General features: G+C 67.2%; 6 protein-coding genes. All 6 read right to left on the bottom strand.

The features are described 5' to 3' along the window. Window positions 1-250: 250 nt before the first annotated feature. A complete protein-coding gene (locus L324_RS20600; RefSeq protein ID WP_037310891.1) occupies window positions 251-2,134 on the bottom strand; it encodes an OmpL47-type beta-barrel domain-containing protein in 1,884 nt (627 codons plus the stop codon). 70 nt (window positions 2,135-2,204) lie between these two features. Beyond that, window positions 2,205-6,170, bottom strand: coding sequence for a ThuA domain-containing protein (locus L324_RS20595; RefSeq protein ID WP_037310888.1), 3,966 nt, complete (start codon window positions 6,168-6,170; stop codon window positions 2,205-2,207). A gap of 20 nt (window positions 6,171-6,190) precedes the next feature. Further along, window positions 6,191-7,207, bottom strand: a complete 1,017-nt coding sequence (locus L324_RS20590) for a multicopper oxidase domain-containing protein (protein WP_037310885.1) — start codon at window positions 7,205-7,207, stop codon at window positions 6,191-6,193. 14 nt (window positions 7,208-7,221) lie between these two features. Next, on the bottom strand, window positions 7,222-8,130 hold the full coding sequence (locus L324_RS20585; protein ID WP_037310881.1) for a sugar phosphate isomerase/epimerase family protein: 909 nt from the start codon (window positions 8,128-8,130) through the stop codon (window positions 7,222-7,224). A 10-nt stretch (window positions 8,131-8,140) separates the two neighbouring features. Continuing rightward, a complete protein-coding gene (locus L324_RS20580) occupies window positions 8,141-9,145 on the bottom strand; it encodes a sugar phosphate isomerase/epimerase family protein (protein ID WP_037310878.1) in 1,005 nt (334 codons plus the stop codon). Continuing rightward, window positions 9,145-12,234, bottom strand: a complete 3,090-nt coding sequence (locus L324_RS20575; protein WP_037311262.1) for a ThuA domain-containing protein — start codon at window positions 12,232-12,234, stop codon at window positions 9,145-9,147. Before L324_RS20575 ends, L324_RS20580 begins: the two co-directional genes overlap by 1 nt. Window positions 12,235-12,385 lie beyond the last annotated feature (151 nt).

The raw sequence follows: 12,385 nt of genomic DNA, 5'->3' as shown, positions 1-12,385 counted from the left end.
ACGGCGCGAAAAAGGTAACAAGACCTCGTGAGTGGTAAGTGTCGTTCTAACGGCACTTACCACTCACGAGGGCTGAACCGACGGCGGGGCTGAAGGGGCCCTTCACCGCATCAGATGCGGTGAAGGGCGCTTTCCCCGCATGAGATGCGGTGAAAGCGCCCTTCAGCCCCTCCAGGACGCGCGAGGCGTGGGCCGAGGTGGTCGTGAGTGGTAAGTGTCGTTCTAACGGCACTTACCACTCACGACCGGTCTAGACGTCCCGGATGGGGGTCTTGACGACCTTCTTCATACCGGGGTTCTTCGTCTCCGGCCGCTTCTGCGGCTCGGGCTCGGCCGTCGAGCCGCCGATGCCGGACTCGATCGCCGCCGTCACGATCAGGTCCCGCTCGTCGGGCGAGATGACCTCGCGGTCGAGCAGTTCCTGCGTCACCGCCCGGACATAGCCCACGAACTGGTCGTTCGACGAGTAGTCCGACTCGTCGTCGAGCACGTCGTTGATCGTGCAGCCGTTGCCGGTGTCGCGGTTCTCGACCTGGCTGTCCGCCGAGCCGAGGATCACCGTGTCCCGGACGTCGGAGTCCGGACACGCGTCCGGGCCAGGCGGCGCGGCGACGATGGTGAACGCGCCGCCCTGTTCCGCCGAGACGTTGCCCGCCTTGTCCGACGCGCGGTAGGTCAGCGTGTGCGTGCCGAGCGCGGTCACCTTGACCGGCGCGGTGTACACCGTCCAAGCCCCACCGTCGAGTTTGTACTCGATCTTGTCGACGCCGGACCCGGTGTCGGTCGCGGTCAGGTTGATGGTCGCGTCCTCGATGTAGGACCAGCTTCCGTCCAGATCACCGCTCACCACCACGGAAACCACCGGTGCGGTGCTGTCGCCGCCTTCGACGATGGTGAACGTCGCCGTGCCTTCGGGCGAGACGTTGCCCGCCTTGTCCGTCGCCCGGAAGTTCACCGTATGCGCGCCGACCACGGTCAGCGCGAGCGGCGCCGAGTACGTCATCCAGGCGGCACCGTCGAGTTTGTACTCGACCTTGCCGACCCCGGACCCGGCGTCGGTGGCTGTGAGGGTCACGGTCGCCTTGCCGACGTAGTTGCCCGCGGTGTCCTTGGTCCCGCTCACTTCGGACGTCACCGTCGGTGCGGTCGTGTCGCTGCTGACCACGGTGAAGTGCGCCATGCCCTCCGGCGAGACGTTGCCCGCCTTGTCCGACGCGCGATAGGAGACCATGTGCATTCCGGGCGCGGTGACCGCGACCGGGGCGCTGTACGCGGTCCACGCGCCTTCGTCCACTTTGTACTCGACCTTGTCGACGCCGGAGCCGGCGTCGGTGGCGGTCAGCTTCACGGTGGCGGTGTCGAGGTAGTTGCCCGAACCGTCCTTGGTCCCGGTCACCTCGGCCGTCACCGTCGGCGGTGTCGTGTCGCCGGGCTGCCCGGTGACGACGCTGAACGACGCCATCCCTTCCGGGGACACGTTGCCCGCCTTGTCCGACGCGCGGTAGTGGACCATGTGCGAGCCCACGGCGGAGACCACCACGGGCGCGGTGTATGCGGTCCAGGCGCCGCCGTCGAGCTGGTACTCGACCTTGTCCACACCGGACTGACTGTCCGACGCGGCCAGGTTCACCGTCGCGGAACCGACGTAGTTCCCGGCGGTGTCCTTGGTGCCGGTGACGTTCGCGGTGACCGTCGGCGGGGTGGTGTCGGAGCCGCCGCCGTCGGTGACGACGAACTCACCGACCATTTTGCTGTGCCCCTGGATCGTGCAGTAGTACCGGTACTTCCCCGGCGTCAGCGTCACCGTGGCCTGGTGCTCGCCGTTCTGCTCGTCGTAGGGGTTGGCGAGGATGTTGAGGTTGACGTCGTGGTTGTAGCCCGGCGTCGACGTATCGAACGTCAGCGTGTGCGACATCGTCGAGCCGAGGGCTTCGGTGTTCTTGAACAGGATCGTGGTCTCGCCCGCCACCGCGGTGGACGGCGCGCTGAGATAGTGGTCGGTGCTGTCGCCCGCCGTCCATTCCAGGGTCTGGACGGGTGCGGCGACGGCGGGTGCGGACGAGCCCGGTAACACCAGGCCCACCAGTGCGAGCGTCACGGCCACCAGGGCCACGACGAGGGTTCTTGGGGACATCGCAGGGAAACCTTCCGTACAAGGGAGACCGGCCGGGCGCGAGGGAGGTCGCGCCCGGCCGGCTTTCGCGCTACAGCTGCCGCACCCGGATGTTGCGGAACTCCATCAGGTCGTTGTCACCGTGGTTCTGCAGACCGATGAACCCGCTGACGAACTGCCGGAAGTCGGTCGACGGATCGCCCGCCCGCGACGATTGAATCCCCGGCGCGTTCTCGAACTCGTTGATCACGACGCCGTTGCGGATGATCGTGTACTTCTGCCCGACGACCTTGATCTCGTACTCGTTCCAGGTCCCCTTCGGCTTCACGCCCGCCTGGTCCAGCGTCCGCGGGTCGAAGTTGTAGATCGACCCGGTCTTCTGCGGTTCACCGGCGGCCCCGTCGTACAGCTGGACCTCGTGTCCACAGTAGATCGCGACCCAGGCCTGCGACGTCCTCGCCGAACCGACCGTGCCGCAGCTGCCCGGCGGACGCTGCTCCAGCGGCGTGCGCGGGTCCGGGAACCGGACGAACACCCCGCTGTTGGCGCTGCCGGTCGGCGCGATGTCCTTGAACTGCAGCTTCACCGAGAAGTTGCCGAACTGCCGCGCCGAGTACCACAGCATCCCCAGCCCGCCCGACGGTCGCAGCGACCCGTCCGGCTGGATGGCGAACTGCCCGGACGGCGCCTGCGACCAGTTGCGGAACGACGCGGCCGTGCCGTCGTAGATCGCGTCGTAGCCGGTGACGCCCGGGTTGCCGATGGGCGACGCGGCGGCCGCGGCGTTGATCTTGTCCGACTCGGCGCCGTTCAGCACCCCGAGGTCGCCCAGCCGGTTCACGGCCTGGGTGACGTGGTTGACGAAACCGGCGTGGGAGGTCCACGTGCTCTCGTCGTCGATCAGGTCGTCGACCGTGCAGCCACCGCCCGCGTTCCGGTTGGTCACCCCGGTGTCGGTGTCGCCGATGGTCACCGTGGCACCGGAATCCGCCACGAGACAGCCGACGCTCACCGAGTTCCGCGTGGTCACCGTCTCGCCGTCCGCGTAGGTCACGGTCAGCTTGGCGGTGTAGAGCCCGGTGCGCGGGTAGGTGTGGAGCGGGTCGGCCTGGGTCGAGATCGTGCCGTCGCCGAACTCCCACTTGTAGGAGACGCCGCCGGACTTCGACCCGGTGAAGGCCGCGGTGAGCGGCTTGTTCTGCACCATGGTCGACGCCGCCGCGGCCGACGGGGTCGCCTCGCCGCCGACGTAGCTGATCTTCAGCAGCTTCTGGTTGTTGGTCAGGGTGAAGAAGCCGCCGCCGTAGTCGAGCACGTACAGCGCGCCGTCCGGCCCGAACTTGGCGTCCATCCACTGGTTCAGCTTGGTGTCGCCACCACCGGTCGGGATGATCTGCCGCACCGTCTCGGCGAACACCGGCGGATCCTGCTTCGCGACGCCGTTCGGGTCGAGGGTGACCGCGATCCGGTTCTGCCCGTTGCTCTGGTCACCGATGAACCACTTGTCGTTCCAGTACGCGGGCCACGCGACGCCGCTGTTGGTGTTGACCAGTTCGCGGTGGTACGTCGGCCCGGTCATGACCGCCTGGCCGCCGCCCTTGAGGTAGGGCTGCGTGTAGGTGGCCTCGGCCGCGTTGTACGTCGGGACGGAACTGTTCGGCCGGTTGGGGAACACCGGTCCGCCGCCGTCCGGCGAGTACCAGATCATGTTCTTCTTGATCGGCGGCAGGTTCACCAGGCCGGTGTTGCGTGGCGAGGTGTTGACCGGGTTGTCGCAGTCGTACCAGCCGGTGAGCACCGCGGCGTCGGTGCTGCTGCGGTCACGGTAGGGCTGCTTGTTGCCCATGCAGTACGGCCAGCCGTGGTTGCCCGCCTCGGTGATGACCGTGGCGGTCTCGTACTTGGCCGGGCCGAGTTCCGGACTCGGCGAGGTCGCGTCCGGGCCGACCCACGCGGCGGTCAGCCAGTTGGTCTTCTTGTCGACTTGCAGACGCGAGATGTTCCGCACGCCCATCACGTAGATCTCGGGCCTGGTCTTGTTCCCGGGGTCGTTCGCCTCGGGGAACAGGTTCCCGGCCGGGTTGGTGTAGGTACCGTCCGGCTCCGGGTGGATCCGCAGGATCTTGCCGTTGAGGTCGTTGGTGTTCCCGGCGGTGCGACGCGCGTCCTGGAACGAGACGCCCTTGTAGTCCTGGGTCCAGTTGTTGCCGGAGTACCCGTTGGAACCCTGCGACGAGTTGCTGTCACCGGAACCGATGTAGAGGTTCCCGTCCTTGTCGAAGTCCATCCCGCCGCCGGCGTGGCAGCAGCTGTGGACCTGGACGTCCCACGACAGCAGATCCTTGCGGGTGGCCTGGTCGAGCGTCTGGTTCTTCAGGTCGTAGGTGAACCGCGAGACCGTGCGCTTGCCGATCCGCTTGTCGATGTCGACCGACGCGTGCGGCATCCAGTAGGCGTACATGAAGCCGTTCTCGCTGAACTTCGGGTCCAGTACGAGGCCGAGCAGGCCTTCCTCGTTCTTGACCAGTTCGTCGCCGCTGCCGCGGTTGCCCATCACCTTCAGCGTGGTGAGCAGCTTCGGCTTCTTGGTGACCGGGTCCCACTGGTGGATCGTGCCGCAACCGGCGCCGATCTCGGGGTTGGTCCAGTCGTTCGGCGCGGGCACGACGTTGCCGGCGCAGGCCGCGCGGCCGATGTAGAAGACCCGGCCGTTCGGCGCGATGGTGAGCCCGTGCGGCTCGCCGATCTGGTCCAGCTGGCCAGTCTGGTTGATCCCGGTCAGGCGTTCGACCTTGTAGTTGGCCGCGATCCCCGCCTTGCAGTCCCCGCGCACCATGCCGGTGGTCCACTTCAGCGCGCCGAGGATGTGGCTGCGGAACTGGGCTTCGCCGTAGCTCGCCTCGGTCCGGCCCATGCCGGTGTAGAAGGAGCGGCCGCCGTCGTAGTCACGGCACCACGAGATCGGGTGGAACGCGCCGTTGGCGCCGACACCCGGCTTGTAGGTCGATTCCTCGACCTGCGCGACGGTGTGCACGGTGCCGACCGGGTTGACCTCCCAGTTGAGCCACCGGTCGGTGCGGACCCACTTCTGCGGCAGGCCGGCGGTGGCCGGGTTCGCCTTGTCGAGGACGTCGACCGTGGCCTGTGCCGGGTCGGGCTCGGGCGGCGGCGGGGTGGTCGAGTTGTCCTTGAACAGCTTGAAGTCGGCCAGCTGGATGATCGAGTCACCGGCGTTGGCGGTGATGTTCAGCCGGTAGTTCGAGTAGGCCGTGGTGTTGGTGAAGGTGAAGGTCCGGCTCACGAACCGGTCGGGGAACGTCTCGTTGGTGCGGGTGTCCAGATCGGTCCACGTGGTCCCGTCGTTGGAGCCCTGCAGGGTCCAGTTCTTGGGGTCACGCCCGGCGAAGTCGTTCGCCGAGACGAGCGCGTAGCTGCTCACGGCGACCGGGGCGGCCAGCTTGTAGGCGACCCAGCCAGTCGACGCGAAGGCCAGCCACTTGGTGTTCTCGTTGTTGTCGGCCAGCTTTTCCTTGGTCTCGTTGGGCGGGTTCTCCGCGCTCGCGGTGACCGAGGCGACCGCTTCCGGCGTCGGGCGCGCACCCACCGGGCGCGCCCCGATCAGCCCGGAGAACCACTGCGACCCGTCCTGGGCCCGCGCGGCGTCGGAGAGCCCGAGGAAACCACCGCCCGCCTTCATGTAGTTCTGCAGCGAGGTTTCCTGGTCACGGTTGAGCGTGATGCCCTGTGCGGACAGGAAAACGACACCGCGGTACTTCGCGAGGTTCGACGGCGTGAACACCGCCGGGTCCGAAGAGGACGACACGGAGATCCCGTTCGCCTGGCCCAGGCTCGCGATCGCGTCCGTGGCGCGCAGGACGGGGTCCTTCTGGTCCGCGGCGGTTCCGTGGAAGACCAGGACGTTCACCGGGACGTTCGTCGCGGCTTCGGCGGCGACCGGTGCGATGGCCAGCGGAAGGCCGGAGGTGACGACGGCGCCGACAGCCAGTGCGGCCAGTGACCGTCTGCGGAGCCGACGTTGCGAAAAGATTCGTCTCAAGTTCTCGCTCCTTTCGAAGACTAGTGGTGGTGGGCCGAAGCGCCGGTGGCGTCCGGAGTGGACGTGGTGCTGTGCTGGTGTCCCTTGAAGCGGTCGATCGCCTCCTGGGCGCCCGCCGGCATCCCGCCGTCGGCGTTGCGGACCAGGAACACCCCGGACATGCCGTCGTCCGAGTGCTGCTGGACGTGGCAGTGGTACATCCACGCGCCCGGCCCGACGCCGTCACCGGCGATCACCTGGAACCCGAAGGAGTTGCCGGGGTCGAGGGTCTTGTTGTCGACGATCGGGGCGTTGTCGGTCGCGCTGGTGAGCATGCCGGTGCGGGTGTCCGCCCAGCGGTGCGCGTGCAGGTGGAAGGTGTGCATCAGGTTGCCGTGCCCGATGCAGATGAACTCGACGCGTTCGCCGAGGTTCGCCTCGAAGATCGGGGTGTTCGGGGCGACCTGGTGGTTGATCCACATTTCGGTGAACACCACGGTGAACTGCTTGCTGGGCAGCAGATCCCCGCGTTTGCGCACGATCAGGCCGCCGTAGAGGCCCTTCATCAGGCCCACCGTGCCGTGGTCGCCGCCGAACGCGTGGTCGTGGTAGTGCCAGTACCCCGCGCTGCCCGGCATCCAGAAACCGGTGGCCGCCTGGTAGGCGGTCCTGGTCTTCCAGGTGTAGGTCTTGGTCTCGTAGGGCTTGTTGAAGGAGTCGTTGAACGGGGAGCCGTCGGATTTGGTGTCGTAGTTGACGCCGTGCGGGTGGATGGAGAGCCGCTGGTCGGTGTTGTTGACCAGTTCGATCACCAGGGTGTCGCCCTCGTAGCACTCCAGGAGCGGCCCGGGGATCGTCGGCTTACCGGGTTCGAGCCCGTAGCCGACCCGGGTCGAACCGGGAACGTAGTCGGCGTAGATGGTGATGTTGCGGGTCATCCCGGCCGCGGCGGCCGGCGCCGAACCGGCGCTCGCCGACACCACGACCGGGGCGAGGACCCCGGCCGCGGTGCCCGCGAGCATCGATCTGCGGGACAGCCCGCGGTTGTTCTTGTCCATTGTGGATTCCCCAGCTAGAAGCGGACGTTACGGAGATAGGTGAATCCGGTCTGGGCGGTGCTCAGGGGATCCGTGGGGTTGTCGTGCTCGACGATGTACTCGGCGAGATGGGGACGGGTGCGGGAGAAGATGCGCGGGAAGTCGATGACGCCCTTGCCGGGGTCGACCATCTTCCCGTCCGCCGTCCGGTCCTTGACGTGGTACTGCACCACGCGCGGGCAGTGCTGCCGGTACAGCGAAACCGGGTCCATCCCGCCTTCCACCGCCCAGAACAGGTCGATCTCCAGGTGCACGTAACGCGGGTTCGTGTTCCTGGTGAGCACGTCGTAGGGACGTACTCCGCCGATGGGGGCGAACTCGTGCGCGTGGTTGTGGTAGCCGAGCGGAATACCGGCCCGGCGGAATTTCCGCGCCGCCGTGTCGAGCCGTCCCGCGAACTGCTTCCAGCCGTCGATGGTGTCGAAGTTCGCCCACGGCACGTTGGCGCGGATGTTCCCGAGGACCTTCGCGTCCGCGATGGTCCTGTCGAGATCGCCGTCGATGCCGACGTGCGTCGACGTCGCCTTGATGTGGTTCTTGTCCAGCAGCGCACGGAACTCCTCGGCCGTGCGGCCGTAGGTCCCGGCGAGTTCGACCTTCCGGTAGCCGATGTCCGCCAGCGCGGACAGGGTTCCCGGCAGATCGGCCTGCAGCGCGGTGCGCAGGGAGTAGAGCTGGATGCTGATCTTCTCCACCGGGACCCGGCCCCGACCGTGGTGGCCGTGTCCCTGGGGCTCCGCCTCGACCGAGGTGGAGGTGGTGGCGTTGGTGGCGTTGGCAAGACCCGGCAGGGCTACCGCGGCGCCGACCGCGACCGCCGCCGTCGCCGCGCCGCGGAGGAGCGCCCGTCGAGAGTGGAACTGCTCAGCTTCTTCACCGCACATGAAACCGCCCTCACTTCTGGTTGCTGAAAGCCGCGTCGAAGGCCGCCGACGGCTTGTCGAACAGGAGCCCCCGCAGAAAGGTCACGGCCTCCGCCGCGCCCCGGAGCCGGTCCATCCCGGCGTCCTCCCACTCCACCGAGATCGGACCGGAGTAGCCGATCGAATTCAGTGCCCGGAAACAGTCCTCCCACGGCACGTCGCCGTGTCCGGTCGAAACGAAGTCCCAGCCGCGTCGGGGGTCTCCCCAGGGGAGATGCGAGCCGAGCCTGCCGTTGCGCCCGTCGAACCGCTTCCTGGTGTCCTTGCAGTCCACGTGGTAGATCCGGTCGGCGAAATCGAGGATGAAACCGACCGGGTCGAGGTCCTGCCAGACGAAATGCGAAGGATCCCAATTCAGCCCGAATGCCGGACGGTCGCCGACAGCTTCGAGCGCACGTTTCGTGGTCCAGTAGTCATAGGCGATCTCCGACGGATGAACCTCGTGGGCGAACCGCACGCCCACCTCGTCGAAGACGTCGAGGATCGGGTTCCACCGGTCCGCGAAATCCCGGTAACCGTCGTCGATGACCGCCTGCGAGACCGGCGGGAACATCGCGACGTACTTCCAGGTCTTGGAACCGGTGAAGCCGATCACCGTGTCCACCCCGAGTTTCGCCGCCGCGCGGGCGGTGTCGGCCATCTCCTTCGCCGCCCGCTGCCGGACGCCTTCCGGTTCACCGTCGCCCCACACCCGGGAGGGGAGGATGGCCTGGTGGCGTTCGTCGATCGGGTCGTCGCAGACGGCCTGGCCCACGAGGTGGTTGGAAATGGCCCACACCTTGAGGCCGTGGTCGGCCAGCAGCTTCAGGCGTCCGGGCACATAGTCCTCTTCGGACAGTGCGCGGTCGACCTCGAAGTGGTCGCCGGAACAGGCGATTTCGAGGCCGTCGTAGCCCCATTCGCTGGCCAGCCTGCACACCTCGGTGAACGGGAGATCCGCCCACTGGCCGGTGAACAGAGTGATCGGACGACTCATCAGGACTCCTCGAAAGTGATCGCGTCGACATCGAACAAGCCACCGGAACCGCCCTTGAACACCAGGAACAACGGGCCGGTCCCACCGGGGTCTGTGATGGCGGTGGCCGGGAGGTCGGCATAGGTGTCCCAGCCACCGGTATTGGCGACGGTGACCGTCTGGACCAGCGGCCCGTCCACCGCGCCCGAGCGGACCTCGATCGTGCCGCCCGCGCCGCCGGACGAGACCCGGTAGCCGATGCCGCTCACGCCTACGAGGTTCACCGGGTCGAATTTGATCCAGTCACCGGATTCGATGTGGCCCACGCGTTTGCCGCCACTGGCCCCGGCGTGCGCGACGACCTCGATCCCGCTGGACTGGCTGTAGAACTCGGCCTGCTTCAGCTTCGGCTGCAGGATGGACTCCGCCTCGCCGGTGAGCGCCGGCACGCCGTTGCCGCCGTTGTCGGTGTAGCTGGCGTTGATGACACCGAACACGTTGGCGTCCGCGCCATGACCTTCGTCGGCGGGGGTGGCGATGGTGCCCTCACATCCGGTTGCGCGGCTCAGCGGATGCCCGTGGCCCTCGTGGCCGAGGATGTATTCGACGGTCACCTTCGAGCAGTCGATCGGGTTGTCCTCGGCGTCGGTCACCTCGACCTTGAACGGCACCATGTCGCCGAAGCTGAACACGCTGCCGTTGGCCGGGGTCTTCAGCGTGACCACCGGCGCGGTGTTGCCGACGGTGACCACCACACTCGCCGAGCCGGTCAGCCCGGTGGAATCGGTGACCGAGAGCTTCGCCGTGTACTGGCCGTTCGCTGAGTAGGTGTGGGAAACCGGTGCGGCCTCGGTGGAATCGGTCGTACCGTTGCCGTCGAAGTCCCACGCGTAGGTGAGCGCGCCGCCGTCGGGATCGTTCGTCCCCGCCGGGTCGAACTTGACGGTCAGCGGCGCCTGGCCGGACGTCTTGTCCGCGGCAACCTTGACGATCGGCGTCCGGCGGCCCTTCGTGTGGTCGATGCGGTAGACGGCCGATTCCTTGGAGCCGCCGAAGTAGCCGGTGCCGTAGTCGAGGACGTAGAGCGCGCCGTCCGGGCCGAATTCGAGGTTCATCGGGCGGACGAGGTCCATCGAGTCGAAGAACGGCTTGATGGCGCCGCGTTCACCGTTCGGCCCGACGGTGATCTCCTTGATCCAGCCCCGTTCCCATTCGTAGGCGAACGTCTTGCCGTCGAAGTACTCCGGGAACTTGGTCGGCGACGGGTTCTTCGCGTCGAAGTGGTAGACCGGGCCGCCCATCGGCGACTCGGGGCCGGTGCCGAACTCGGGCACCGAACCACCGTCGTAGGGAATCCACGCCTTCTCGACCGGCGGCAGGTCGGTCAGCCCGGTGTTGCGCGGGCTGGTGTTCTTCGGTTTGGCGCAGTCGAACGCGGCACCGGACTGCTTGGTGGCGAAGTCGTAGTCGATGAACGGCTGGTTGTCGCCGATGCAGTACGGCCAGCCGAAGTTACCCGGCTTCTTGATCAGGTTGAACTCGACCGTACCGCCCGGACCGCGTTTCGGGTCGGCCGCACCGGCGTCGGGACCGTAATCGGCCAGGTGGATCCAGCCGGTCTTGCGGTCGACGGCGAACCGGAACGGGTTGCGGAACCCCATCGCGTAGATCTCGGGCTTGGTCTTGGCCGTGCCCTTGGGGAACAGGTTGCCCTGGGGGATCGTGTACTTGCCGCCCGCGCCGACCTTGATCCGCAGCACCTTGCCACGCAGGTCGTTGGTGTTGGCCGAAGTGCGCTGGGCGTCGTAGACCGGGTTGCGGTCGGCGCGTTCGTCGATCGGGGTGTACCCGTCGGAGGAGAACGGGTTGGAATCGTCCCCTGTGGACAGATAGAGGTTGCCCTTCGCGTCGAAGTCGATCTCGCCGCCCGCGTGGCAGCAGATACCGCGTTCGGCCGGGACCTGCAGGATCTTCTGCTCGCTGGCGATGTCAAGCTTGTTGTCGGTGCCCAACTTGAACCGCGAGAGCTGGTTGTAGCCCTTGAACGGGGCGAAGTCGGCCGGGGTGCCGTTCTCCGGCGCGTCACCGGCAGGGGTGTTCAACTTGGGCGCGTAGTACAGGTAGACCCAGCGGTTCCTGGCGAAGTCCGGATCGATGGCGACACCCTGGAGGCCGTCTTCGTCGTGGTTGTAGACGGGAATCTGCCCGGCCAGGGAAGTCGTCGCCGACGAGCTGGTGTACCAGACGCGGCCGTCGCGCGAGGTGTGCAGGACGTCGCGGTTGGGCAGCACCGAGAGCGCGATCGGCTCGCCGGTCTTCTCCTCGCCCTTGGCCAGGGTGATCTGGTCGAAGTCCGCGTCGACCGGGTCTTCCTGGGTCTTGGCGCAGCCCGCCGCGCTCAGTTTGGTGGCGTACTTGATGCCACCGGCCAGATGCTTGAGGAAGGCCGGTTCGGTGTAGGAGGCCTTGGTGTGCCCGCCGCCGGTGTACCAGGAGCGGCCGCCGGAGTTCTCATGGCACCAGGCGATCGGATGGTCGCCCATCGCGCCGTCGCCGGGCTGGTAGCTCTTCTCGTCCAGGCTCGCGAGCACGTGGACGTTGCTGCGCGGGTTCTCGCGGTAGTTGTACCACTCGTCGGTGCGCGGCCAGGTCGCCGGAAGATCCACAGTGGACACATGATCGTGGTCTTCGATCTTGACGTTCGCCTGCTGGATCTGCGGATGGGACTTGAAGTACGCCCCGACCAGTTCGCCGTACCACGGCCAGTCGTACTCGGTGTCGGAGGCGGCGTGTACACCCACGTACCCGCCGCCTCCCTTCACGTACCGTTCGAACGCGGCCTGCTGGTCCGCGTTCAGCACGTCACCGGTGGTGGAAAGCCAGACCACCGCGGCGAACCGCTTGAGGTTCGCGTCGGTGAAGGCCGCCGCGTCCTCGGTGGCTTCCACCCCGAAGTGGTTCTGCGCACCCAGTTCCTTGATCGCCTTGATCCCGTCGGGGATCGCATCGTGCCGGAAGCCCGCGGTCTTGGAGAACACGAGCACCGTGGCCGCTTCGTGCGCCGATGCGGTCTGCAACGGCAGCGCGACGCCTGTCAGAGCGGTGACCATCGACGTGACGAGCACGCCCAGTCGTCGTTTCAAGGACATAGCAGTAGCGATCCTTTCGATGAGCGACGGCGATCAAGGAAGGAGTGCGGGCGGAGCGGTCCTTTCTGGCGAGGTGGGGAGGGGAGGTGGCGGGGAGGGCGGGTAGGGGAGG

This window comes from Amycolatopsis orientalis DSM 40040 = KCTC 9412, from assembly GCF_000478275.1.
GTDB classification, from domain to species: Bacteria; Actinomycetota; Actinomycetes; order Mycobacteriales; family Pseudonocardiaceae; genus Amycolatopsis; species Amycolatopsis orientalis.
The sequence above is the reverse complement of the archived record's forward strand: the minus strand, read 5'-3'. Positions and strand labels throughout refer to the sequence as shown.